The following is a 24,193-nucleotide window of genomic DNA, read 5'->3' on the forward strand; positions in this document are numbered from 1 at the left end:
TCTTAACTTTGTAATGGATATAACCATGGAAAAAATTCTGATCACTGGCGGCACTGGCAACAATGGCAAAGCCGTTCTTAAAAATCTCGCCAAAACTGATATACCTGTTAGAGCTATGTTACGAGATATTTCAAGTGCCCCAATCAAGGCAGATAACATCAACTATGTGAGAGGAGACTACGAAGATGAACACTCTCTATTAGAAGCGTTGGATGGCATTGAATCAGCCTTTCTAGTTACTGCATTCGAACCCTCATTCCCTCAAAAACATGCTGCTTTTATCCGTATAGCTGAACAGGCTGGTCTTAAACATATTGTACAGCTCTCAGGTTTAGGGGCAGATACCAATTCATCGATTGATATAGCCAGATGGTTAGGAGAAGCAGAAAATTATCTTACCCAGTCAAGTTTAAACTGGACTATTCTGCAGCCTGCTGGTTTTAACAGCAATTTTCTCGCCTCAGCCAGTGAAATTGCCACACAAAATACTATTAGTGCACCTTTTGGCTCTGCACCAGGCGCTACTGTTGTTACAGCCGATCATCAGGACATCGGAGATGTAGCAGCAAAAATATTAGTGGACCCAGGCATGTATACTGGAAAGAAATATGTACTCACTGGATCAGAAAAATTAACTTATAGCGATATTGCAGATGTTTTATCCAAAGTATTAGATAGAAAAATCACATATTTACCTATAAGCGATGAAGCAGCAAAGTTAGGATTGTTAAATGCCGGAATCCAAAAGAAATCGGCTGATGCTCTTGCCCAGCTGTGGCCAGTAACCCGCGAGTGGGGCCATACCATTGAACCCTCTAGTCATGTGGAAGAGCTATTGGGAAGGAAACCAACTACGCTTGAAGATTTTTTCCGACAGGAGACTCAGAAATTTAATAAAGCAATCATTTAAATATAAATACAGACACTTGATCTGACAGTGCAGGATCTGGAGGGTGCATGACTGTCAGATCAAGTTTAATTACATATTTAGTACTTATACCATTTACCGTCATCAATGAACGCTTAAACTATTTAGCTTGCCATAGCATTCTATGCCATCCTATCAACCTTATAGAGTTAGCAAAGGCGCTAATAAGAAATACTTAAAGGCCACCATCTAGTCATATATCAGGAGCTATTCAATCCATACTCGGGTAAATTTTCGCCTTTGGCTTAATGTATCAGTGAACTTTTCTCTATCGTGGAGCACTCTGGTATTGTCAAGAAAGAGTAAATCTCCAGATTTCATCGAAAAACTAACTACATTTTCTTTATTATTTAACTCTTGATCCAATAGATCAAGAGATTGACAAACATCCTTGGACAATACTTTACCTACCCTTTCATGACCTTTTTCAATCCAATAGCGCATGTAACGAATAGATAATTTACTATTAATATAGCTAAAAATAGGAAATTGGTTACCAAGCAAATGTTCCACATTTTTTTTACTATCTGGAGCAACCAGGTCTCGAATATAACTCTTATACAGAAGAAGAAGGTCTTCAGGCGATGACGCCCTTACTCTCTCATGAACTTGTGCAGCAGATACTACCTTAGATATACCACCAGATACCGCAGGCGTTAAACAGCAAAGTCCAACTATCCTTGGTTGAATCAATTTCTGCGAGCTATCAGTATGAACACTAGTAGCTTCATTGGTTTGAGAGATTGGAATGGGCTCCGTTTTATAGTCCATCCCGGCATTCTGAACACCATAGAGTCTACCGTAAGTATCAATGGTATTACCCAATGCAAGACTGAGTTTCAAGAAAAATAGATTAAGTACCTGATGATCAAGATCGGTTACACCTCGTATCCATGCTACACCAGTCCCTTGATGTAATTCTCGCTTAATACCCTGAGACAGGCTGCCAATTTGAGGAGTAGACACAGAGTTATTTTCAAGCACTTCAACAGGGTTAGTCTGCTTGGAAGCCCACTCTGCCAAGGCGTGTGCTTCAGCGCGCCATCCTTTAGGCAAGGCAAACTTCCAGGAAGAGTTTTTCTCCATATACACCGCATCCCAGGCCTGAGCACGAACCAAGGGTGATGGGGCCAATTCAGTCATTTGCTTGAACCCTAAATAGAACATGAAGTGGATAGCCCTTAAGAGGGCCAAAGAAATTAGTATCAAGTGACAAATGATCTTCAGTTACTGCAAGTTCCTTAACTGATGGTAACCTGGTAAACCCTGCCAATCTAAGAGCCTCAAAGTAATGAGTAAAGTTTTTATGTACACATCGCACAGATACAGCAATACCATCTCTACGCCATATCTTTCCTTCAAAAGTTTCATCAACTCCCTCTAAATATTTTCTCCCTCTATGTTCAAAGTAAAATGGCGGGATCTCATCTCGCATATAGGGTAGACAGGGGTGTGGGACTGTAAATATGAAGGTTCCATTAGAGCTGAGTAGTGATCTCACCCTAGTCATTACCTGTACCATCTCCTCAATGGTTAAGTAATTGAACAGAAAGACTGCTATTGCTTGATCAAATTCAGTCCTTGGGTATTGATTAAAGCTTACCGCGTTTCCAACTTCATAATTAGCCTTATGCAACCCAAGCTCAACCGACATTGACTTTGCTTGACCAATCATTTTTAAAGATGAGTCAACCCCAAATATTGAGCCAGCACCAGATTCCATAATTATTCTAGACATATAGCCTTCCCCACAGCCAATATCTAAAATGTGCTGACCGGAGACATTACCCAGCGCCTCTAAAACTAGAGGTCTGGCTGTATAGTCACTAAGCATCACCTTTTCCGACCGATGCCAATTAGTCGCCTGAGAATTATATATTTCTTCAGTTGATGGAGAGTGAATCATTACGGACTCCTTCCTGTGCATTATTGATGAAACTACTCTCAGGCCCCTTTATTGCTCTTTCCAGCAAACCATCCCAAAACGCAGCTCTAAGATTTAAAGCCTTCATGACACCATGGCGCAGGCGCCTTCTTTCTTCATCAGTGTTAGCAAAATCCAGGGCGACTTGATTAAGGCTCTCTGTATGATTGTCGTCAACGAGTGTATGTACTGGGAAAAAACAGTAATCAGCCAGACCTAGATCAGGCAGAGATTGCAACCCTCTCTCTATATATGGATAAATAGAGCTTACAATGTGCTCAGTCCCCAACCCTAAAGCCCCTACCGCCTCCTCTGTAGGGCCATGAAGTAGGACACCAGATAGCATTTCATACCAAACTAATGCCTCCTCAGATAGGGGTATCTGCGGGATACCATCTGTTACTCGTAACCTAAAATTTTCGAATAATTCTGTATGCGGAATATCATGGACCCAATCTTTTTTAATCCCGTATTGCTCCAGTTGATTAAGCTCCGCTTCTTCATAATGCCCTGACTCCTCATGAAGGTTTCCCAGAAGTACATTTCGATGTTTCTTTGATGGTAACCTTGCAATTACTGCAGCCAACATATTGATAAAACGGGAAGAGTAAAATCCATACTGCTGGGCAAAGTCAGCTACTGCAAACCTAAAGTTTGGTAGAGTACCATTGGAAAACTGCACAAGATATGGATGGTTTACAGCTCTATGCTCAAGAGCTTCCTTTGAAAGCTTTTTTAACCAAGCTTTTTTTTGAAGGCACATAAAAATCTCCAGCATTAAACACTGATTCGGGGTTGAATAACTTTAACTAAGTAAATATTTACGCATCTATAAATGTATAAAACTATAAATACGGTTTATTACTTAAATTTTCTTCAGCAACTAGCGAAATAGATACATGGTTATACCTCCTGTAAATTGATAAATATTCATTCACCAACCTCCAACAACTCTACTCAACAGGTCAACATAATTAATTATTTTTACCTGTTGCGAGGTTATCCCTCACCTCAAAACCAAAATTTTAAATTTGACTCTGACACCACTTACCTCCCTTCCTAAAAAGTTAATATTTAGATTGGCGACAATATCAAGCCTGACATATGCCACCTAAATATCAGTCGAAGGTGAACCGAATATTCTTACAGTTTCCGCTGAATAAATTTCTTCTTAGAAAGATTCAGAACATAGCAATTAGAAATAAGGATTAAGGCGGAGGGCTCACAGCGTAAATGGATCGATTAATCCATGCCACGGTCAAACAACACAGAGATAGCCGGAACAACCAATAAATGAAGAAGACTCACATAACGAGCTCTCCACAGAAAATTCTGCACAAGCTAAATAAAGTTTTTTTGTAGATAATGTGTGAGGGTATCCTATTGCATCTTCTCTTAGCTTATCCTATTTTGAAGTTAATCAGCTTGGCTAGGCATAAACTAAAACAATAAGACAACTCCTTTCCTAAGGAGCATCAAAGGACCGCTCACCCAGATCCTCAATAATGTGATTGATAAAACTGGTGATACGTGTTGACTACGCAGTGTTTCGGTAGCAAATCACATAAATAGGTTGATTTACCTCTACAGTCTGCTCTGGAAATAATTGCACCAACCGCCCGGTTTGACTCTCTATTGGTTTTAAAGCCTGATAAAAATACGATTCCTGCATCTGATAGTGCTAGTTGCAGTAAAGTCTCAGCACTAGATGAAGTAATCGTTGGCTTGATGTCCAGTATGTCCCCACTCTGCTCATACAGCGGACATATGTTGAATCATTCTGGTTTTGTAAAACCAAGTGAGGTGTGTTGGACAAGTTGCTCAACACCCTCCGGGCTACCATGTTGTTGTAAGTAGTCAGGACTGGCTAGAATTCGAACTCTGCTAGAACCGATCTACCTAGTACGTATTATTGAATCCTCAAATGGGCTTTGTCTTAACTAATCCAAATAAGAAGATGCTGCGCCACCTAGAAACCTAAGATTCAACATGAAGAATCTATAAAATTCACCCCCCTTTATTCAATTTTAATTAAATATTTTCGTGATGTTTTTTGCGTATTCGACATGTTTTTAGCCTCAAAATCTTTGATATTTCTACTCAAACTTCACGTATTGATAAATTCAGCTTTTTATATGTAACAAATTGAAAGCTACACCGACTAAAACTTTGATGTAATCAAATTTACACATCTTAAAAGGACCATCATTAAGAACATATTTAGAAAAAAGCTGTCTCTATCGCTTTCAAATAAATCTGTTGAAAAAAGGAAACTTTGATGTTGCATCTAAAAACTTTACCCAGCCAGGCCGGTAATTCTTGTGCTGCTCACTGCACCGAGATCGCAGTGTCAGGATTCGATATCCGTGCGCCAAGGCCACAGGTATTTGTGGAAGGGACTCTGTGGAACACCATCAAATGGCAGAATGCTGACCTACCTCCGGTTCCACTCGGTGGTAACCACCCCTTAGTGGCGGCCAACAATAGTTCGCCGATACGTGTGCGAAACTACGTGAATGCACAGCCTGGGCGCACCGGTCGGATTCTATACGATGCGGCGCAGAAAGACGTGTGCCTTCAACTCGCGCAGGCGACCAATAGAGCTGATTATAATGCGCTGTTTACAAATCTCATTCAGCCAGCTAGTAACGGGGGAATGCCGAGGAACTTGCGTGCCGACACCTTTTACAATTGCGCTTTTATGATGTTTCGAGGCCCTTCCCCTGTGTCTGCTCAAGAGATGGGTTTCCATAATATCCTGATTGCCAAGGATGGGAACACAGTCAAATATTATAACCCGAATGAAAGCCAACCAGTTTGGAGGAATGATGTTGGATGGCGAACGTTGCGTTATCAAAATAGTGGGGCGCATAGTTACGTTTGGAGTGGTATTGCAATCGAAATCACCTAGCAGGTAAATTGTGGTAGTTCGGACTTAATAAGCAATCCCTGGTTGTGATGTGCCGCTGCAGCATCAGAATATCTTTTGTTTGGCTTTTGAACTTCGATGACTGGCCACTCACCCCCAACTTGAGTTCCTCAAATAGAATCCTGACTCACTGCTAGGTAAGATCGCTTACCTAGCTTTCCAGAGAAAGTGCTACGCAAGCTAAATAAAGTCTTTCTTTATAGCTTTTTGACAGGGCCTGCTATTACAAATTTTATTGTCCCGTTTTATATTGAAGTTAAACTGCTTGGCAGGGAATAAACAAAAAACAATAAGACAACTCTCTACCTAAGGAACATCAAATGGCCGTTCACCCAGTTCCTCAATAATGTGATTAATAAAACTGTTGATACGTGATGAAAGTGCAGTATTTCGGTAGTAAACCGCATTAATGGATTGATTTACTTCTACAGTTTGCTCTGGAAATAGTTGCACCAATCGCCCAGCATGACACTCTCTCTGGGTCATAAAGTCTGATAAGCAGGTGATCCCTACATCCGAAAGAGCTAATTGGAGCAAAGTCTCTCCGCTGGATGAAGTGACCGTAGGCTTAATGTGCAACATCTCCCCATCGTGTCCTTGCACGGGCCACTTGTTGAGAAGTTCAGGCTTTGTGAAACCCAGCAATGTGTGCTGGACAAGCTGCTCCACACTCTTTGGAGTCCCATGTTGTTGTAAGTAACCAGGGCTGGCTAGTATTCGAACTTTACTAGAACCTATCGGCCTGGCATGTAATGTTGAATCCTCAAGCTTCCCAATGCGAAATGCCACATCAGTACGCTTCTCTATCAAGTCGGTAATTCCCTCGTTACTGTTTAGCTCAAGCTCTATCTGTGGATATCGGGTTCGGAAACTTTTTACCAGCGGCGTAATTACATGCAGCATAAATGGCGTGGCGGCGTCTATGCGCAGCAAACCCGAGGGATACTTTTGGCGAGCAGCCATCTGTTCCTCAGCCTCTTCTACCGATCTGAGGATACCTCTTGCATAACTCAGAAAAGCCCGGCCCTCTTCGGTTAACTCCAGTCGCCTTGTAGTGCGTTGTAGAAGGGTAGTTTGAAGCTTATCTTCCAACCTGGCCAGTGCACGACTGACCCCGGAAACGGTCTGCTCTAAGCGTTCAGCCGCCGAAGTGATTGAGGAAGTATCCACCACGGTAATAAACACCTGTAGTTCCTGAAGGGTAATCTGCATTATTGATTCCAAGTCAATTGTCATTTGCTTATAGACGGCTTTTTCGTCAAAAGCAACTAAAGCAAACTGCCTGCGTTGACCCACTGCCCCTGATCACAGACGCATCATTCTGCAGATTCCCTACAGTAGTATTAGTGATAGCGGGCAATGACTGGCTACTCTGACGCTATAAATAAGCAGACTGAATAGTCAATATTTTATGAGTTGCATGCTTCATTTAGGAGTTCAAAGTGAAATTGAAAAATCTTTTCCCCAGTAAACTCGGTTTTGGTACCGCACCTCTCGGAAATATGTTTCGTGAAATTCCGGATGAGGAAGCCCAAGCAACAGTAGAGGCGGCCTGGGACAGTGGTATCCGGTACTTTGATAATGCCCCGTTCTACGGAGCTGGTCTCGCAGAAATTCGTATGGGCGAGGCGCTGTCCAGATACCCACGGGAAGACTATGTAATCAGCACTAAGGTAGGCCGCTTGATCCTGGATGAAGTTGAAAATACCAGTGATCGAGACCTTGGAGATAAAAGCGACATTTTCAAGTATGGACGACCCAATAAGATAGTAAATGACTACTCCTATGATGCGACAATGCGTTCAATTGAAGATAGCCTCAAGCGGTTAAAGACCGATCGAATTGAAATTGCATGGGTTCACGATGTTGCCCAAGATTTTTATGGTGACGAATGGCTTAGCATATTCGAAAGTGCTCGCAAAGGCGCTTTCAAGGCTCTTGACAAACTGCGTGATGAAGGCGTGATCCAAGCCTGGGGCCTGGGAGTAAACCGAGTGGAACCCATTGAAATACTCCTTGATCTTGAGGAACCTCGCCCCGATGGTTTCCTACTTGCTGGTCGCTACAGCTTGCTGGATCACTCTCGAGCCCTTCAGAGAGTAATACCACAGATCTTAGAACGTGACCTCGGTATCGTAGCTGGAGGCCCCTATAGTTCTGGAGCGCTGGTTGGAGGGCCTAATTTTGAGTATGTGCCAGCATCAGAATCCGTGCTGCAAAAAGTTTCCAAAATCAAAGCGATTGGCGATAAGTATGGAGTTAGCACTAAAGCTATTGGCTTGCAATTTGTATTAGCCAATCCAGCTATCGCTGCAGTAATTCCAGGTGCGAGTAAACCGAGTAGAATCAAAGAAGATGTTGCGGCTCTGGAAACCAATATTCCAGATGCACTATGGCAGGAGCTACGCCAAGAACACCTTGTCGATGAATTCGCCCCCCTACCGATTGAGAAATAAGGAGTAACTGCAATGGCTAAAGCTTCTACATTCACCGAAATCCAAGCCAGTAGTGACGAGGTGTGGCAACTGATTGGTGGATTCAACTCCCTGCCAGACTGGCTTCCATATATACCTAAGTCGGAGCTCGGTGAGGGAGGGCGAGTTCGTTACCTTGAAAACCCAGATGGCGGGATCATTATAGAGAGACTGATAGCTTTTGATGAGAAAAAGCGAAGCTATAGTTACCATATCCTGCAAGCGCCCTTCCCTGTAGCCGATTACTATTCAACATTGCGTGTAAAGGATACTGATACTAGCGGTGTTTCTCGTGTTGAGTGGTTTGGAGAGTTTACGCCAGTTGGAGTATCAGAGGAAGAAGCTTCAAGCCTATTTCAAGAAATTTATGAAAATGGTCTGAGTGCTCTAAGAAAGCATTATGGTTAAATAAAGTATGGTGATTAGGTTAAACCTGGGAATACTTCTTTAAGTAACACTCCAGGTTTAGCCTAATCAATTTTTAGTAACTCAGGCCTCCAAGAAGAGAGTACTACTTAACTAACACACGCCAACACCTCAAGATGTAGCAGCTGCGCCAATGCTTTTGAGCATCAGCGCAGGAACATGATTAAATCATTAACGATCAATCACCTTAAAAGTCAGAAAGTAGCCTTCCGTTGATAAGAAGATTTTTAATATTTTATCCAGGTTGCCATTCTGGTCCTCGGTGCTAACAACCCACTGTCGCTGGTTGTCAACACGTTGCATGGCTGCATTGAGCGGCTTGTCAGCCCAGGATTTGTTGAGCTTACCCTCTTTGATTAGGCGAGCTACTTCCTGGCTGGCGATACCCTTGGCTTCTACCATGGATACAGTGGCAAAATTGTCTCTCTCATGGTCACCATGGGCGAAAGCAAGATTTGCGAAGCCTAAGGTAACTGATACGCAGATGACTCGAATAAGTTTGTTCATAATACTCTCTTTCTTCTCAGTTTTAGCGAATGTTAATAAAAAGGCGTTACTGTTTGAGCCCAATAACCTCGTAGAACCCCTTTGTTTTTAGAGTGATCTTTACAGATTCCTGACCGTTATTCTTCCAATACCAGCCATGGGAACCATCAAAAGGCGTGGTGAGAGAGCCACTCATTTTATTTGCGGTAGCAATAGCAAAGCTCTCAAAGTAGCCGGTAGTATCGCCTGTGGGTTCGCCGTGAAAATCAAAGTAAAGTTCACCACTCTCCGTCACCCACTCATATTCCAAATGACCGTATTTATCCAATTGAAATTTGTATTCAATTCCACGGCCAGCGGGCACTTCAATAGTTGTAGTGTCAGTCCGATAAGCAAAGGTCTGCTCACCACGCTGCTCTATTTCCGGCACAGCGATTCCCTGCTCTTGACTATTTAATTCAGTAAGCCCCAGTGCACTGCCGATTCCAGTAGGATCTATATTGTATTCAGCTGGCAGGATCACCGTGGTCAACATAATGGCTGCAAGCACGCCAGCAGCAAGTGTGGATTTAATCAGCGTTTGTGCAGACTGCACTGGCATTTCAGTTGTATTCATTCTGTAAGCTCTAAATCTGTGTTTTTTCTGTTCAATTAACTTGATAAAGTCACTTTCTGGCTATCTAACCTACGAAGTAGCCTGTCATCTGGTAACCCACCAACATCAGTCCGCCACTCATTAGTAAGGTATTTGTCATGGTGGAAAAGCGCAGAAAACTGTCAAAGCGACGCCAATAATTGATGGCGAGAAGAATAAACAGCAACGCAACAAACTGACCAATTTCAACCCCGACATTAAAGGCCAGGATGTTCTCCACCAACCCATCGCCGGACAGCTTGAATTCCTGTAATTTGGTTGCCAAACCAAAACCGTGGAAGAGTCCAAAAATCAGTACGGCAGCCTTGGTATTAGGCTGGAAGCCAAAAACCCGTTTGAAGCCGCCGAGATTATCGAAGCCTTTATAGACAATGGATAATCCAATAATGGCATCGATCAAATAGGCATTCACATGGGTGTCGTTAAGCACTCCAAATAAAAGGGTTAAGCTATGACCCAGAGTAAAGAAGCTTACATAGATAAGAACATCTTTTGATCGATATAAAAAGAAAATGACTCCCACCAGGAACAGCAGGTGGTCATAGCCAGTCACCATATGCTTGGCGCCAATATATAGAAAGGGAATAATAGATACCCCTTCGTTGCCGGCAAGAAAAGTCTTGGTAGCATCGTCCACTCCATGGGCAAATAGCGGCATAGATATCACCATACCTGCTATCAGCGCCATCAAGCCGAAAACTGTTTTTAAGCTATTATGCAACGTTACTATCTCCCGTTATTAAAGTTCTAAATTCTTGTGAACCAATGCGCACACAGGCCCAGTTAACTGGCTCCAGCCAGAGCCACTTCAGGGTTATCTTGTAAGCTCTCCGACTTGGCATTCCTGCCATGTAAAATTCTGTAGAGTGCCGGCAACACTAAAAGTGTCAGGATTGTTGATGAGACAATACCGCCAATAACCACCGTAGCCAGTGGGCGCTGTACCTCAGAACCAATACCAGTATTCAGCGCCATGGGCACGAAACCGAGTGAGGCAACCAGTGCGGTACTAATGACCGGACGTAAGCGGATCAGTGCGCCCTCAATAATGGCCTTTTCTATGCTGTAACCTTGGTCTTGCAGGTCGCGAATAAAGGAAACCATCACCAGGCCGTTAAGGATGGCAATCCCGGAAAGTGCAATAAAACCAACGGCTGCGGAAATGGAGAAAGGGATATCCCGCAACATTAAAGAGAGCACACCGCCGGTTAATGCGAGGGGTATACCGGTAAAGATAATTGCCGCATCTTTTATGGAACGAAGCGCCAGCAGGAGAAGCCCCATAATTAACACAAGGGTCAGCGGCACTACAATCGATAAGCGTTCAGTAGCAGACTGTAGCGCCTGATAAGTTCCGCCGTATTCAACCCAGTAACCGGGTGGTATTTCCACTTTATCGGAAACGGACTGCTGTACATCAGCAACAAAGCTACCCAGGTCCCTACCCCGCACATTGGCCGTTACCACTACCCTGCGTTTACCGTTCTCGCGGAAAACCTGATTGATACCGGCAGTGAGTTCCAAGCTGGCAATTTCCTCCAGGGGCACATAATTGCCATTGGGTCGATAAATCGGCAGTTTCTTTAGCGCATCCAAATCCTGGCGCAATACCTCTGGCAAACGCACAACAATATCGGTGCGGCGGTCTCCTTCATAAAAGCGGCCAGCAACCGTACCTCCCAGGGCGGTTGCCAGCTGCTCCTGTACCTGATTGATGGCCAGCCCATACTGGGTTAGTGCGGCCTGGTCAGGAACAATGGCGAGAACCGGTAAACCGCTGGTTTGCTCCATCTGTATATCAGCAACGCCTTCAACACTGCCTATAGCCGCTTCAATTTCATTGCCCAAACGCTCTAATTGCTCAAAGTCATCGCCAAAGACTTTGATCGCCAATTCCGCACGCACCCCAGCTAAAAGCTCGTTAAAGCGCATCTGGATTGGCTGGAGAAATTCATAGCGGTTGCCGGGGATTGGCTCTACCAGCTTTGCCAGCTCTTCTACCAATTGCTCTTTCGGCTTATCCGGATCTGGCCACTGAGACCTGGGTTTCAGGATAATAAAGTTATCGGCAACACTTGGGGGAACGGCATCGGTAGCCACTTCCGCAGTACCAATTTTGGCGAATACACGCTCCACTTCGGGCAACTCTTTAATCCGCTCCTCCAGGGATTTTTGTAGTGCAATCGCTTGTTCCAAGGATGTGCCGGGAATACGCAAGGCGTGCATGGCAATATCGCCTTCATCCAGATTCGGCACAAATTCGCTACCCATTCTGCTTGCCGTATAACCGGAAACCAACACCAGTAGCGCAGCAATAGCGACAACCATGCCACGCTGGCGCAGTGCAAACTCCAAGGCCGGGCGATAAATGCTATTCAACTTCTCAAGTGCAGGGTTTTTCTTTTCGATCACCGGTTTTCGGAATAGCAGTGCTATGCCGGCTGGCACCAAAGTGATGGAAAGAAACATCGCAGAAAGCAGCGCAATCACCACGGTAATAGCCATTGGATGGAACATCTTGCCCTCCACTCCGGTCAGGGCAAAAATGGGTAAATACACTGCTGTGATAATGAACACACCAAACATGGCCGGGCGAATCACTTCCCGCGTCGATTGGAATACCAGGGTAAGCCGTTCTTTTAGATCTAACTGGCCACGCTCGCGGGCGGATTCGCTGAGGCGTCGCAAACAGTTCTCGACAATAATGATGGCCCCATCCACCAACAAGCCAAAATCCAGCGCCCCCAGACTCATCAGGTTTGCACTTACGCGGGCCTGTACCATGCCGGTGATGGTCATTAACATGGCCACCGGAATGACCAGTGCAGTGAGAATTGCTGCGCGAACATTCCCCAGCAGCAGGAAAAGAACCGCGATAACCAGCAGCGCACCTTCCATAAGATTGGTTTGGACCGTGCGCAATGTCTGGTCAACCAGACCGGTACGATCATAAACCGCAGTCAATCTGATACCTGGTGGTAGACTCTGTTTGATATCCTCTAACTTTTCACCAACTGCACCTGCAACGGTGCGACTATTTTCGCCAACCAGCATGAAAACGGTACTCATCACCACTTCCCTGCCGTTCTGAGTAGCCGCCCCGGTGCGCATTTCGCGCCCCTCTTCGATCTTGGCCAAGTCGCCAAGGCGAACAGCAACGCCATTCACTTCCGCAACCAGGAAATCCTCCAGTGTCTCTAACGAGCTTGCCTGCCCCGGAACCCGCAACAACCACTGGGCGCCACTGTGTTCAATAAAGCCTACACCGCGGTTACGATTGTTCTCCTCGATCGAGCGAATCAGGTCTTCTTGGCTGAGGCCAAATGCCAGCAGTTTCTCCGGCTCTAAAGCAATTAGAATTTCTCTCTTGAACCCGCCGATCGGATTGACTTCCACCACACCAGGTACACGCAGTAACTGCGGGCGTACAATCCAGTCATGCACCGAACGCAAGTCCTTGGGTGTTACCGCACTGCCATCAGCATTGGTGGCTCCGGGTTCGGAGTCCACTGTGAACATAAAGATTTCACCAAGACCTGTGGCGATGGGTCCAAGCTCCGGCTCCAAACCAGCAGGCAGTGCACCACGTACACTAGTGAGCCGTTCATTCACTAACTGGCGGGCAAAATAAATATCGGTGCCATCATCAAAAATCACCGTAACCTGAGACAACCCATACCGCGAAACGGAGCGGGTATAAGCAAGGCTCGGCAATCCAGCCATTGCATTTTCCACAGGGTATGTAACCCGTTGCTCAACTTCTTTTGGGGTATACCCCGGTGCCTCCGTATTAATAACCACCTGGATATTGGTGATATCCGGTACCGCATCAATGGGCAGCCGGGTGAAATTCCAAATGCCCAAACCGCACAGTAATAGCACAAGGGCAATAACCAGCCCGCGATTTTGAATTGAGGTTCTTATCAAGTACTCAAGCATGTCGAACCCTCAGTGATCGTGGGATGCACCGGACTTTTCAATGTCCGCTTTAATGATGTAGCTGTTGCCGGTGACATACTCGATTCCCGGTCGAATCCCCCCCAGCACCTCTACCCAATCGCCTGCTTCACGCCCCAGCTCCAACATACGCACCTCATATTGATCGCCCACCTTGGCATAAACGACAGTAAAATCGCGGAACGCCTGTAAACCGGAACGCTTTACGGCAAGAGGCACCTCATATTCAGCAACTTGGATATCGCCGCTTACAAAAGAACCTGGTGCGAGGCCTGCGGGAATATCTTGCAGTGACACTCGAACAGCGGTGGCCTGGTTGGGTTTCATCAAAGTATCAATTTGTTTCACTACCCCGAGCAGAGGAGTTTCCAGGGACTTGATATTGACGGAAACGGGCGCGCCCTGGCGAATCTGGGGGCGTGTCGAGGGGAAAACATCCAGCTCTGCTAACAAAGCAGTATCATCGGCAACCGTTAATAAAACTCGACCTGCGGTCTGTTCGCCAGGGTTTACATTGCGCTGGACTACTACACCGGCAATTGGGGATTGAATAGTGTAGGTGTTTAGGTTTTGATTGCTGTTAATGGTAATTAGGGGTTGCCCTTTTTTAACGCGCTCCCCCAACCCCACCTGCACAGTTTCTACAAAGCCATCGAAACGCGCACTAATTTCACGTACCTGCTCTGGATCTACAATAAGCCTGCCATAAGCGCGGCTGGTCTCACTCATCATTGCGGGGCCGACGGTTTCCGTATCAATTTCCATGGATTCAGCAATACCGGATTCGATACGGGTTCGCCCCTCAAAATTATCATATTGCCAACGGTGTTCTTGCCCCTGGTACTTGGCGGTTAGAGTTACAACAAATGAGTGGGGCTCATAGATCACCATATCACCACGCAGGTAATCCCCCTCAGGCCTGAACTCGATGTGATCCTCTCCATCTCCAAGCCTTGTAAGAACCACTTTAAGATCAACCTGTTGAGGATTTACAAGCTCTCCATCAATACTCACCCAAACTCGAAACTCCGGGGGAACACCGGTTTCATAAATACTTAGCTCAACGGCAAAATCACCTTCACGCAACATGCGCCCACGATTGGGCCCTTTTTCCGGTTCCGACCCTGCGACAGCTCCGGCCGCATAGACACTGCCGCTGCCACTAAGTAACAAGGAAAGTAGAGCACTGAATATCAGGCTGGAAAAAACTGCGGATCTCATATCTCGCTCTCGCTTATCTGTGCCAATGACAGGCCGGTAAGTTTTTCAATTTCAATCAGGCTAAGGTGTGCGTTGTACTGTGCCTGGAGCAGTGAAAGCTGCGCATCGCTAAGTCCCTGTTGGGCTAGTGCCAATTCCGAGTAGTTATAGCGTCCACGTCGATAGGCTTTTTGCGTAGCGGTGAGCGCCTTATCCAGACTGGGAATCATCTTTTCATTCAAGGCGGCAGCCACGTGCCGGTGATGCTGTAGCCTTTGGGTCATCACAAAGAGCTGTGTATCCAACTCAATCTCTTTCGCATTTCTTTCTGCTCGGAAACGATTTTGTTCCGCCCTCAAAGCAGATACCTTGCCGCGATTGCGATCGCCCTTACCTAGTGGGATTGCGAAACCTGCCACCAATCCATAATCCTCGCTCGCATCGTTGCGACGAATTCCTGTATCAATCCTCCATTGAATGCCCGCTTCTGCACGTGCCAAATCAATTTCCGCCTGCGCCACGCGCTCGCGGCTCATGAATATTTCCAAATTTGGGTTGCTCGCCACCAAGCTTCGCAATCTTGATAAATCAACTTCTGGAAGGACACTGGAAAGAGAACCAACCACTGCACGAAAACTGGGCTCTCTGGAGCCCCACTGGGCAGCTAATTGATATTTGGCAATATCCAACTCGTGCTCGACATCCTCCACAGCTAAGAGTCGACGCTGTAAGTCAACTTCCGCCCGAAAAGCATCGGCTTCATTCGTTCTGCCAACACTAACTTGGCGATTAATTTCGGCGGATATCCTGCGAGCCAGGTCGACTGCTCTTTTAGCAATTTCCAGGCGTTCCTGCTGAGCCAGGACCTGAAAAAAGTAACGCGCAGTATTAGCGGCAACTTCTAACTCAAGAACCTGCTTTTCGGCCTCAATCACGGAAGTCTTACTGCGTGTAGCCAATACACGTTTTTCTGCGAGATCACCCTGTAATAGCCAACTGATGCCTACTGTTACCTGGGAACTGCCATTGCCATCGCTGCTCTTGTCCTCCCCCACCCCCTCGGCGGCAACACTAAGCTCTGGGCGTGGTCCAAGCTTGGCGTGCTTGGATAAAGCATCCACAGCCTCAAACTGATATCGGTAACCCGCCAGTTCAGGGTGATTTTGCAAGCTTTTAAGAATTGCCTGTTCATAAGTAAGTCCCGATAACTCCTCGCCCTGTTCTGCCCTAAGGGGTCCACTTAATGCGACTAAAAAGAACACAGCCCCGGCCATAAAAAACCGATTAACAATCGGTTTTTTAGTTATGACTAAACGCAAACAATTAAACACTTCGGCTTCCTTAGTGGGAGAAAAGGGTTTCGACGGTGTGGTGGAGCGCATCCACCGAAACAAGGCAAGTGCCTGTAAGAGCCACAAACATTCCAGCTAATAACAAGGGGGGTAAGCTGCGCCCCTTATCATCAGACAGCAAGTAACGAATACGAGCATCCAATTGGTCAAGAGCGAAATAACAGACCATTGCGGAAGTTCTCTCTTTGGGATGCAACCCATTGGAGATACGGGTTACTTTAAGTAGGGTTTGGGCGATAAAAGTCTCACTCCACCCCTGCCTATGGGCATAAGCATCTGCACGCTGCTCCATACACAGCGCCATCTGCCGATTCAGGTAATTCCCCAAACGCGTAGGGAAAAAGCTGGCAAATAAAGCGAATATTAATTTCTTCAGAGGATCAAATTTTTGCGCATGTGCTTCCTCATGCAGGCGCACCACCTCAAACTCTTCCGCTGTTAACTGGTCTCGCAGACCGCTAGTATAAAACCCTTGTGGACGGAGCAGACCACTGGTGAAAGCCTGGGGGCCCTTTGCCTGGATAATACTATGGTCAGACTTATCCCTTTCGCAAAGTTGCATTAGCAAACGGAGCTGCGCCAAATGGCGATGAGCTCGTTTAAAACTTTGAAACGCCAAAAAACCGCTAAAGAAAAGAAACGCAATAGTAAAAACACCGTGCCAACTGTAGAGGTTAAAAGCATTGATATGGTGCCAGTGCGCCAGTGGTGCAACGCCTCCCAAAAGGCTGGGGAAAGCCAGGATTACAGCGGCGGTGGAAGCCGCGAACCACGGCAGCAATACCGCGCTCCACAGCAGTAAACGCCGGCTACAGGCAGACAAGCTAAGTGAATACCGGGAAACGGAAAGGCTGGCAGCTGACACCAGTAAAATACCAACAAACAGACCAAGCGCTGCAATAGTCAGCAGGTTTAGCCAGAGTGCAACCTGCCCCAAAATCATTAGCGTTCACCCTGCTGGCGCTTAATCTTCTGGCTTTCGATCAACTGCTCCAGCTGCTCCAATTGGCTTTCGCTCAACTCCGATGAGATGGAGGTAAATGCGGCAACCAACCCGTTCTCATCATCAACGAACTCACGAGTAACGTCTTGAATCAGCTGTCCGACAAACTCGTAGCGCTCCACTGCCGGGCTGTATTGGAATGCATGCCCCTGCTTCTCCCGAGACAGCAAACCTTTCTTGTAAAGGCGATCCAGCGTGCTCTGGATGGTGTTAAGAGAACCTCCACGGGCCCTACTCAAGTCCGAGTGGACCTGTTTGGCATCCGCAGATTTTCTATCCCATAGGTATTGGAGCACCTGTTTCTCAAGATCGCCAAGTCGCATAGACCATTATTCCAGAGGTTAAAACTGTTCTTTGAATGATGGTAGAGCGACAAAAACCGATCGTCAATAGGTTTTTATGTCAGACTTCTCCAAGCTTAGAAACTCAAAGTGAAATTGTTAAGAGAATAGTGAGGCCAAGATACCCTGCAAACTTAACCTTCTGAAACACTGCCCACAGTTATTTAGAACCTTTGTCACCGTATACCTGACATTCCTATGTGTAATCAGGTCCAAACCAGTATTTTTTTACGCCTTTTCGCAGCACCCACAAGGATGTCAAAAAACGACATCACCTGAAATTGATCATCAAAGTAGAGAAAGGCACCTACAACTGGGCTTTTTTCAAGTGTCATATTTCAGCCGATAGCAAACAAGCTGCTTATTCAAATCGACTGCACTACACATGAATTCGGAGAATGTTTTATACCTCAGACCTAAATCCAGGTAGCCAAAGAGCCTATCCATTAAATGTCTGCAGATATCCTTTGTAGGCATAACCACTCACTATAAACCAGATTTACAGTGAATTTGATTATGCCTACGTTTACTTACTTAGAATTCCTTTTTAATCAATTTAACCGCTTCTTTTGTGGTAAGTATATCATTAGCCATATACTTGAAGTTAATCATTGCTGCTTCGTAGCCATTGCCCTCAGGCAAATTTGCACCAGCTGTTGCATCGGTTACAACTGCCACTTCAAATCCCTGTTCTAATAATTCGCGCATGTGAGATTCTGTGCATAGATTTGCAGACATCCCTGCAAGAATTACTTTATCAATCCCCTGCTTTCTCAGTTGGAGTACTAAATCATTTGTCTCAGGGCCATAAATTTTATGCGGGCCGGTCACAACAGTCTTACCATTATTTATATATGGCTTATACTGCTCCAACCAATCAGCTCCAGAGTTTTCAAACCCGTTTAAGTTTAGAGGGTCTTCTCGGTTGAACATACCAAGTTTGTGCATTACCACTTCGAGGTTCCCCTCAAACTTCCACTTATGATCATGAGGGTAGTAATAGTGTGGGGAAATAAATAAAGGCACATCCTTTTTCCCTGCAACTTTCATTAACCGTTCGAGGTTCTGAACTGTATTATTTTTTTCTACACTTTCCCCCACTACACCCCAGGTTACACCATTAGGGCTTAAGAAATCATTCTGCGGGTCGGTTATTACGATTGCCGTCCGCTCTGGATCAATCTTCATACCAGGCTCGACTTGATCGGCAAAGCTATTTAATGAGAAAGAGATAAGCCCTAGTGCTACAACTGGCGCTACTAGATTATTTAAAAAGTTCATCAGGTATTTTCCTATCCAAAGCTCTTAAGTTATGTAGGGTAAGTAAGCAGGATATTGCTAGCACTCAACCTGGAACGTATAATATCCTCACAATCTGTACGATAAATGCTTTAAAATATGTATTTTATGTCAAATCGTATGACCGTATGGTTTTTAGGTGTTTGCCGTTATGGACGTGTTAAGTGATTTGCTCAGGGTTTTCCACTTAAAAGCACATGTTTTTTTACACAGCCAATTTTATGGCGCGTGGCGGGTAGACACCTCCGGAGAGCAAAAGGCCACCTTTCATCTTGTTACTCGTGGTGTTTGCTGGTTACATTTACCCTCTCAGGATGTTCCAATACCATTAAGGGCCGGTGACTTGGTGGTATTTCCTCATGATGCTATTCATACAATAACCCATAGTCAGGACACACCAGACCCTAAACTGGAACTTAACCAACCTAACGAAGAGGGACAGGCTTTAGGTAGGGCTGCGACAAGTTTAATATGTGGTTATTTTGAGCTCGATCACTTTAGCTGGAATCCTCTTCATGAAGATTTACCAGAGGTTTTAATCGTTCAGAATGATTTGGCTGAAGGTGCTGCACTAATAGAAACGGTGACTCGCTTTATAACATTTGAGATAGAAAACAATTTGCCTGGCGAGAAAATTGCTATTGACCGCTTGTCTGAAATATTATTTATTTATATTGTGCGCGCTCATATGAAGAGCTCACAATTTACCGATGGATACATTAAAGCACTCGCGGACCCCAAGTTGGGAAAAGTTTTACAGTCTATCCATTCTGATCCAGGGTACTCGTGGACAGTTGATAAATTATCCAAACTTGCTGCTATGTCTCGATCATCATTCTCTGAAAAATTCCTGCTTTTAGTGAAAAAAACACCGATGCAGTATGTTACCAATTGGAGAATGCAGCGTGCTCACCAAGAGTTTTATGAAAAGAAAAATTCAACTGCTCAAGTAGCCCATCAGTTTGGCTATCAATCCGAGGCCAGTTTTAGTAAAGCATTTAAAAAACACTTTGGCTATGGCCCTGGAGCAGCAAGAAGGAAAGGCATCGAATCTTGACATTTCCAGTTATTTTTTAATAACTCAGTAGCTTCTACAGCCTAACAGGCTCCATAAAAGAGAACTAAGCTAGGTTTTACGTGATTTCCTCTCTTCTTTGGCTCTAGCTCGCTCAGCCTCAAGAATCACCTGCCCTACAGAATACTTTACTGCGCAGATCATCATGGCCATAGCACCAACAAATGTCGTAAGCGAAAGTGAAGCATTGAGTTCAACGAGAACCAAAGATATTGCACTCACAGCCAGCAACTTTAGATTTTCTATATGGAGCTTCAAGAAGCGACGATCAATCAAGCCTGAATGACAAATAAGAAAAAACCCTGTTGCAGCACACGAGGTAGTTACTGAAGTGCCAGATGAATCACCTCCAACTTTCAAGGAGTGATAGAATCCATAATAGGCAAACAGCGCTAAAAAAGGGCTTGCAAAGACCACCTTTCCCGCAGCTATATCTTTAGAGATATGACGCCAAAAAATTGACCACGATTTTGTCTATCTTTCTCAAAATTAGTTAATTTAACCACCCCAAAAAGAAATAGCTAGCAATCCACCAATGATCACTAAGAAAACTATAATCCCCGATACTGTTTCCAGCATACGTCTCCTTCCTTAAACTGAATTTCATCACAGACTTATATATGAATTACTTTAATGTACCTGGGAATATTTTATTTTTCCTACGTCATTGAGAATTACAGACCATTTTTAGCTGTAGCACCTGCATCAACCTTCATTCGCGCATTGTTCAGATGACCACAAACCACCTCCATACCATCCAGCACCCGAAAAGTATGTCGCTGGATGATATCCGGTGGTACATGAAACAGGTTTCCCTCTTTAACTGCATTAATTCTTGGGTATGCTTCCCAGGCATCCAACCAATCTGGCCGCTCTTCTCCCATGCCGCTGGCGATAATCACTCTCGGGTCTCTATCGAGTACAGACTCAATACTAATCTTCGGTGCTAATACCAATGCATCGGCAAATATATTACGGCCGCCACAGGTTTGAATAACATCGCTAATCAGGTGGTCGCCATTAAGTGTTTGCAGTGGCTCATTCCAAACCTGATAAAAAACACTGACCGAATCCAGGTCCTTATGGCTGAGCTGTATTTGATTCAGTCGCTCAAGCCACTCTCCGGCAGATTTATCTGCATAGTCACTTGTGCCTGCAAGTTTACCGAAGCGCTTTACATTCACAGCGATATCTTCAAGAGTGTGAGATTCAGATACGAAAACTGTAAAACCGAGATCCTCCAGTTTATTAATCATCTGATCGCCATTTCCCGATCCCCAGGCAACAATCAAGTCAGGATTTAGCAATAGTAAACTTTCATAATTTACCGCCTTATAGTTACCTATCTCCGGTAATTGCTTGGCTTGCTCGGGGTAGTCACTGTAGCTTACCGCAGCAATTAGCTTATCCCCTGCCCCGGCACTGTAAAAGTTCTCCACGATATTTGGCGCTAGCGCAACAATACGCTCTGCTGGTGCAGGCAGTTCAACCCATTGGCCACGGGCATCTTTTACCCGCACGGAATCATCCGCCCAAGTATTACTAACCAATAACAGATTCAAGGTTAAAACAACACGGACAATACTGCTTCGAGACATCTCTTTAACTCGACTATAACTAAGGAGCTTCTAAACAGCTCCGTAACTCACATTGGCAACCACTGCCACCCATAATATCAATATCGACAATTCACTTATCTCGACCAAACCGCCCAAACAGTCGCCGGTATAACCACCAATAGTCTTATCCCACAGGCGACGCCAGAATAAGACCAGGGCAATCAAACTACAGACGATGCCTATGGCAATGGGTATTGGCGCCGCTAAACATCCAATAGCAACTACGATTGCAACTACCGGCAATAGGTCCCATCTGCGCTCGGAGCCAGAGGGTGGTACATGGCCTTCAACACGTGCGTATTGTGAAATTCCCATTAAAGCTAGGGCCGCAGCCCTGGCTAGCATAGGTGAGAGCACCAACGGCAGATAGACCCAAGCATCTTTTGTTACCGGGTTTATTAGCTCTAGCAGGGCTGCAATTGCAGCGAACTTTATCAGTAGGAAAACAACAACAGCCGCTACTGCAATAGAGCCGCAGTGGGGATCGTGCATTACTCTCAAAATATGCTGACGTTGCTCTTCAGGATCCGCACATTTATGTCCAGCAAAGTAGGCATCAGTACAGTCAGCAAGACCGTCGAGGTGTAGTGCACCTGTCAGGACCACCCAGAAACCCAATAGTATTGCGGCTTGCAACTGAGTATCTAAAGGAGCCAGAAGGTAGGCGGCCCCGGATAACAGTACACCAATCACCACTCCAACCAGGGGGTAAAAATATATCGACCGCTTCACCGTTTCCTTGTCCACCTCCCGCAGCAAGCCCGCCACCGGCAGCCGGGTAAGAAATACCAGCGCATACAGAAATGCTTGGGATAGGTTGTACAACTTACGGGCAATAAACATAAGCTGACTGCTCTGGGTAGGAAACGGTAAAGGTCTTATTGTCCGAGTCGTATCTCAGCGATGCGGCAAACCCATAGTTAACTTGCAGCGAAATCATTTTCACTGGGAGCCAGTTATTCGCATACGCGAGCAACAACTTGATAACGCCACCGTGAGTAACCAGTAGCAGGGACTCTCCCGAATATTGCTGGGCTAGATTATCAATAGCTTGAAGAACTCTGGATCGAAATACGGGAAAGGGCTCACCTCCCGGCGGTGCGTGCTTTTCCGGGTCACGCCCCCAGGCTTCACACAGTGCTCGTTGCTCAGTCCAGATCTTATCGACTGACTGCCCCTCCCAGTCCCCGAAACCAATTTCCCGAATATCAGGAACTTCAGTTATCGGCAGCTCTTTCTCTCGGGCAAGCTGAGCAGCGAAGCGTTGGCAGCGTTTCAAGGGTGAAGTAACAATCCGGTCCCAGGAGTCATCGAGTTCGGCAAGCCCTTGCAACATCTGTTCCCTACCCTCACTGGTTAGGGGCACATCAATCTGGCCGCGAAAAATATTCCCACCTTCGCAGGCACCGTGTCGTAAAAGATCAATCCGCAACTGGCACTCCTGCCTCACTGAAAGTGAACATTTTGTTATGCAGGTTCAGCGCTTGCTTGATAATACTTATGGCCAACACTGCACCTGTGCCCTCGCCAAGGCGCATATTGAAGCTCAGCAATGGCTTCACCCCCAGGCACTCGAGGGCTAGTATATGACCAGACTCGTCAGAGAGATGGGCGTAGAGCAACCAGGGTTTCACTGACGGATTAATAGCACCGGCAATAGCTGCCGCGGCAGTCGCCATAAAACCATCAACCAATACAGGGACACCTCGCTGGGCACTGGCGATAAACGCTCCTATTAAGGCTGCAATCTCAAAGCCACCAAAAGTTTGCAGAATAGCAAGTGGTGAGCCCAGCGCTGCCCGATGCTGCTCCAAGGCAGATTCGATCAGTTCCACCTTGTGGGCGAGCACTGCATCGTCGACACCTGTTCCTCGCCCCGTAATGCTGCCAACCTCTAGCTCAAAAAGGGCAGCAAACATGGCAGCGGCGGAAGTGGTATTGCCAATACCCATATCACCGCCGACAAAGCAATCTGCATCGGTAGACTGGCGGCGACCGGCATCAAGAGCAAGAGCCAGCTGCGTTTGGGTCATAGCTGGGTTACCTTGGGAGAAATCCGCAGTAGAGGGAGCTATAACTTCATCAATCAAGTCGGGGTGTTCAGCGGGGACCACACAACCCAGGTTAATTGCGGCAAAGTCCGCATTCTGCTCGCGGCTCAACACATTAATAGCCGCCCCACCCTCGCAAAATAGTTTCAGCATTACAGAAGTGACGGCCTGAGGAAATCGGGAAGTTCCCTGAGCTGCAATACCGTGATCAGCACCGAATACGCGCACCGACAATTTATTCAGTTGGGGTTGCTCTCTCCCCTGGAATCCGGCGAAATCCACGGCAATGCTCTCGAGCCGGCCGAGCGCGCCCTGCGGCTTAATCAATTGCTTCTGGCGGGCAATCGCAGCATTGCGAGCACTCTGGTCCGGGGTTGGTGCAGGCTTATCGAGCCAACTGAGTTCATCTGTCATCATTATCAGTCTCAGTCTCAGTCTCAGTCTCAGTCTCAGTCTCAGTCTCAGTCTCAGTCT

23 protein-coding genes are annotated in these 24,193 nt (G+C 45.9%); 5 read left to right on the forward strand and 18 right to left on the reverse strand.

What is annotated here, in order from left to right; genetic code table 11:
* Nucleotides 1–25: 25 nt before the first annotated feature.
* Nucleotides 26–910 (forward strand): SDR family oxidoreductase, encoded by an 885-nt coding sequence (locus ACJJIM_RS10065; RefSeq protein WP_444913183.1) that lies wholly within the window; start codon nt 26–28, stop codon nt 908–910.
* Between the two features lie 225 nt (nt 911–1,135).
* On the opposite strand, the gene ACJJIM_RS10070 is transcribed toward ACJJIM_RS10065, so the two are convergent.
* The 3 genes from ACJJIM_RS10070 to ACJJIM_RS10080 are packed head-to-tail and all read right to left on the reverse strand — an operon-like array spanning nt 1,136 to nt 3,615.
* Entirely contained in the window at nt 1,136–2,071 is a 936-nt protein-coding gene (locus ACJJIM_RS10070) for a TauD/TfdA family dioxygenase (RefSeq protein ID WP_444913184.1), read from the reverse strand.
* Nucleotides 2,064–2,834, reverse strand: a complete 771-nt coding sequence (locus tag ACJJIM_RS10075) for a class I SAM-dependent DNA methyltransferase (protein ID WP_444913185.1) — start codon at nt 2,832–2,834, stop codon at nt 2,064–2,066. The genes ACJJIM_RS10070 and ACJJIM_RS10075 overlap by 8 nt, the downstream gene beginning before the upstream one ends.
* Nucleotides 2,812–3,615 carry an iron-containing redox enzyme family protein gene (locus tag ACJJIM_RS10080; RefSeq protein ID WP_444913186.1) on the reverse strand — a complete coding sequence of 268 codons (804 nt, stop codon included), beginning with the start codon at nt 3,613–3,615 and terminating at the stop codon, nt 2,812–2,814. Before ACJJIM_RS10080 ends, ACJJIM_RS10075 begins: the two co-directional genes overlap by 23 nt.
* 1,515 nt (nt 3,616–5,130) lie before the next feature.
* Between ACJJIM_RS10080 and ACJJIM_RS10085 the strand changes: the two genes are divergently transcribed.
* Nucleotides 5,131–5,763 (forward strand): hypothetical protein, encoded by a 633-nt coding sequence (locus ACJJIM_RS10085; RefSeq protein WP_444913187.1) that lies wholly within the window; start codon nt 5,131–5,133, stop codon nt 5,761–5,763.
* Nucleotides 5,764–6,087: 324 nt separating this feature from the next.
* On the opposite strand, the gene ACJJIM_RS10090 is transcribed toward ACJJIM_RS10085, so the two are convergent.
* Nucleotides 6,088–6,993 carry a LysR substrate-binding domain-containing protein gene (locus ACJJIM_RS10090; RefSeq protein ID WP_444913188.1) on the reverse strand — a complete coding sequence of 302 codons (906 nt, stop codon included), beginning with the start codon at nt 6,991–6,993 and terminating at the stop codon, nt 6,088–6,090.
* A 230-nt stretch (nt 6,994–7,223) separates the two neighbouring features.
* Here ACJJIM_RS10090 and ACJJIM_RS10095 point away from each other — a divergent pair, with 230 nt between their 5' ends.
* Nucleotides 7,224–8,237 (forward strand): aldo/keto reductase, encoded by a 1,014-nt coding sequence (locus tag ACJJIM_RS10095; protein ID WP_444913189.1) that lies wholly within the window; start codon nt 7,224–7,226, stop codon nt 8,235–8,237.
* Nucleotides 8,238–8,249: 12 nt separating this feature from the next.
* Complete coding sequence (locus tag ACJJIM_RS10100; RefSeq protein WP_444913190.1) at nt 8,250–8,663, forward strand: SRPBCC family protein; 414 nt, start codon at nt 8,250–8,252, stop codon at nt 8,661–8,663.
* Between the two features lie 189 nt (nt 8,664–8,852).
* On the opposite strand, the gene ACJJIM_RS10105 is transcribed toward ACJJIM_RS10100, so the two are convergent.
* The 9 genes from ACJJIM_RS10105 to ACJJIM_RS10145 form a co-directional block, all read right to left on the reverse strand.
* Nucleotides 8,853–9,188, reverse strand: coding sequence for a DUF6488 family protein (locus tag ACJJIM_RS10105; protein ID WP_444913191.1), 336 nt, complete (start codon nt 9,186–9,188; stop codon nt 8,853–8,855).
* A 46-nt stretch (nt 9,189–9,234) separates the two neighbouring features.
* Nucleotides 9,235–9,783: a hypothetical protein gene (locus ACJJIM_RS10110; protein WP_444913192.1), complete on the reverse strand. Its 549-nt coding sequence runs from the start codon at nt 9,781–9,783 to the stop codon at nt 9,235–9,237.
* A gap of 64 nt (nt 9,784–9,847) precedes the next feature.
* A complete protein-coding gene (locus ACJJIM_RS10115) occupies nt 9,848–10,543 on the reverse strand; it encodes a HupE/UreJ family protein (RefSeq protein WP_444913193.1) in 696 nt (231 codons plus the stop codon).
* A 62-nt stretch (nt 10,544–10,605) separates the two neighbouring features.
* Nucleotides 10,606–13,761 carry an efflux RND transporter permease subunit gene (locus ACJJIM_RS10120; RefSeq protein WP_444913194.1) on the reverse strand — a complete coding sequence of 1,052 codons (3,156 nt, stop codon included), beginning with the start codon at nt 13,759–13,761 and terminating at the stop codon, nt 10,606–10,608.
* A gap of 9 nt (nt 13,762–13,770) precedes the next feature.
* The gene (locus tag ACJJIM_RS10125; RefSeq protein WP_444913195.1) at nt 13,771–15,000 is read right to left on the reverse strand and encodes an efflux RND transporter periplasmic adaptor subunit; all 1,230 of its coding nucleotides are present in this window, start codon (nt 14,998–15,000) and stop codon (nt 13,771–13,773) included.
* Nucleotides 14,997–16,241, reverse strand: coding sequence for a TolC family protein (locus ACJJIM_RS10130; RefSeq protein WP_444913196.1), 1,245 nt, complete (start codon nt 16,239–16,241; stop codon nt 14,997–14,999). The genes ACJJIM_RS10125 and ACJJIM_RS10130 overlap by 4 nt, the downstream gene beginning before the upstream one ends.
* A 79-nt stretch (nt 16,242–16,320) precedes the next feature.
* Nucleotides 16,321–17,274 (reverse strand): M56 family metallopeptidase, encoded by a 954-nt coding sequence (locus ACJJIM_RS10135; RefSeq protein WP_444913197.1) that lies wholly within the window; start codon nt 17,272–17,274, stop codon nt 16,321–16,323.
* Entirely contained in the window at nt 17,274–17,657 is a 384-nt protein-coding gene (locus tag ACJJIM_RS10140; RefSeq protein ID WP_413662180.1) for a BlaI/MecI/CopY family transcriptional regulator, read from the reverse strand. The genes ACJJIM_RS10135 and ACJJIM_RS10140 overlap by 1 nt, the downstream gene beginning before the upstream one ends.
* A gap of 552 nt (nt 17,658–18,209) precedes the next feature.
* Nucleotides 18,210–18,956, reverse strand: coding sequence for a cysteine hydrolase (locus tag ACJJIM_RS10145; RefSeq protein WP_444913198.1), 747 nt, complete (start codon nt 18,954–18,956; stop codon nt 18,210–18,212).
* Between the two features lie 169 nt (nt 18,957–19,125).
* Here ACJJIM_RS10145 and ACJJIM_RS10150 point away from each other — a divergent pair, with 169 nt between their 5' ends.
* Nucleotides 19,126–20,031, forward strand: a complete 906-nt coding sequence (locus ACJJIM_RS10150; RefSeq protein ID WP_444913199.1) for an AraC family transcriptional regulator — start codon at nt 19,126–19,128, stop codon at nt 20,029–20,031.
* A gap of 69 nt (nt 20,032–20,100) precedes the next feature.
* Here the strand turns inward: ACJJIM_RS10150 and ACJJIM_RS10155 are convergent, their stop codons facing one another.
* The 5 genes from ACJJIM_RS10155 to cobT all read right to left on the reverse strand — a co-directional run bounded on the left by ACJJIM_RS10155 (nt 20,101) and on the right by cobT (nt 24,136).
* Nucleotides 20,101–20,466, reverse strand: coding sequence for a hypothetical protein (locus ACJJIM_RS10155; RefSeq protein ID WP_444913200.1), 366 nt, complete (start codon nt 20,464–20,466; stop codon nt 20,101–20,103).
* A 257-nt stretch (nt 20,467–20,723) separates the two neighbouring features.
* Nucleotides 20,724–21,647, reverse strand: a complete 924-nt coding sequence (locus tag ACJJIM_RS10160; protein WP_444913201.1) for a cobalamin-binding protein — start codon at nt 21,645–21,647, stop codon at nt 20,724–20,726.
* A 30-nt stretch (nt 21,648–21,677) separates the two neighbouring features.
* Nucleotides 21,678–22,511, reverse strand: coding sequence for an adenosylcobinamide-GDP ribazoletransferase (cobS, locus tag ACJJIM_RS10165; protein ID WP_444913202.1), 834 nt, complete (start codon nt 22,509–22,511; stop codon nt 21,678–21,680).
* The gene (locus ACJJIM_RS10170; RefSeq protein ID WP_444913203.1) at nt 22,495–23,100 is read right to left on the reverse strand and encodes a histidine phosphatase family protein; all 606 of its coding nucleotides are present in this window, start codon (nt 23,098–23,100) and stop codon (nt 22,495–22,497) included. The genes cobS and ACJJIM_RS10170 overlap by 17 nt, the downstream gene beginning before the upstream one ends.
* Nucleotides 23,090–24,136 (reverse strand): nicotinate-nucleotide--dimethylbenzimidazole phosphoribosyltransferase, encoded by a 1,047-nt coding sequence (cobT, locus tag ACJJIM_RS10175; protein WP_444913204.1) that lies wholly within the window; start codon nt 24,134–24,136, stop codon nt 23,090–23,092. Before cobT ends, ACJJIM_RS10170 begins: the two co-directional genes overlap by 11 nt.
* Nucleotides 24,137–24,193: the final 57 nt, after the last annotated feature.

The sequence above is a fragment of the Microbulbifer maximicatervae (SeqCode) genome (genome assembly GCF_052467615.1).

Excerpts from the sequence above, each read along its gene's own strand:
- ACJJIM_RS10110 (WP_444913192.1), bottom strand. The coding sequence starts at position 9,783 with ATGAATACAACTGAAATGCCAGTGCAGTCTGCACAAACGCTGATTAAA.
- ACJJIM_RS10145 (WP_444913198.1), bottom strand. The coding sequence starts at position 18,956 with ATGAACTTTTTAAATAATCTAGTAGCGCCAGTTGTAGCACTAGGGCTT.
- ACJJIM_RS10120 (WP_444913194.1), bottom strand. The coding sequence starts at position 13,761 with ATGCTTGAGTACTTGATAAGAACCTCAATTCAAAATCGCGGGCTGGTT.
- ACJJIM_RS10085 (WP_444913187.1), top strand. The coding sequence starts at position 5,131 with ATGTTGCATCTAAAAACTTTACCCAGCCAGGCCGGTAATTCTTGTGCT.
- ACJJIM_RS10135 (WP_444913197.1), bottom strand. The coding sequence starts at position 17,274 with ATGATTTTGGGGCAGGTTGCACTCTGGCTAAACCTGCTGACTATTGCA.
- ACJJIM_RS10075 (WP_444913185.1), bottom strand. The coding sequence starts at position 2,834 with ATGATTCACTCTCCATCAACTGAAGAAATATATAATTCTCAGGCGACT.
- cobS (WP_444913202.1), bottom strand. The coding sequence starts at position 22,511 with ATGTTTATTGCCCGTAAGTTGTACAACCTATCCCAAGCATTTCTGTAT.
- ACJJIM_RS10065 (WP_444913183.1), top strand. The coding sequence starts at position 26 with ATGGAAAAAATTCTGATCACTGGCGGCACTGGCAACAATGGCAAAGCC.
- ACJJIM_RS10090 (WP_444913188.1), bottom strand. The coding sequence starts at position 6,993 with ATGCAGATTACCCTTCAGGAACTACAGGTGTTTATTACCGTGGTGGAT.
- ACJJIM_RS10105 (WP_444913191.1), bottom strand. The coding sequence starts at position 9,188 with ATGAACAAACTTATTCGAGTCATCTGCGTATCAGTTACCTTAGGCTTC.
- ACJJIM_RS10125 (WP_444913195.1), bottom strand. The coding sequence starts at position 15,000 with ATGAGATCCGCAGTTTTTTCCAGCCTGATATTCAGTGCTCTACTTTCC.
- ACJJIM_RS10150 (WP_444913199.1), top strand. The coding sequence starts at position 19,126 with ATGGACGTGTTAAGTGATTTGCTCAGGGTTTTCCACTTAAAAGCACAT.
- ACJJIM_RS10080 (WP_444913186.1), bottom strand. The coding sequence starts at position 3,615 with ATGTGCCTTCAAAAAAAAGCTTGGTTAAAAAAGCTTTCAAAGGAAGCT.
- cobT (WP_444913204.1), bottom strand. The coding sequence starts at position 24,136 with ATGATGACAGATGAACTCAGTTGGCTCGATAAGCCTGCACCAACCCCG.
- ACJJIM_RS10140 (WP_413662180.1), bottom strand. The coding sequence starts at position 17,657 with ATGCGACTTGGCGATCTTGAGAAACAGGTGCTCCAATACCTATGGGAT.
- ACJJIM_RS10100 (WP_444913190.1), top strand. The coding sequence starts at position 8,250 with ATGGCTAAAGCTTCTACATTCACCGAAATCCAAGCCAGTAGTGACGAG.
- ACJJIM_RS10160 (WP_444913201.1), bottom strand. The coding sequence starts at position 21,647 with ATGTCTCGAAGCAGTATTGTCCGTGTTGTTTTAACCTTGAATCTGTTA.
- ACJJIM_RS10070 (WP_444913184.1), bottom strand. The coding sequence starts at position 2,071 with ATGACTGAATTGGCCCCATCACCCTTGGTTCGTGCTCAGGCCTGGGAT.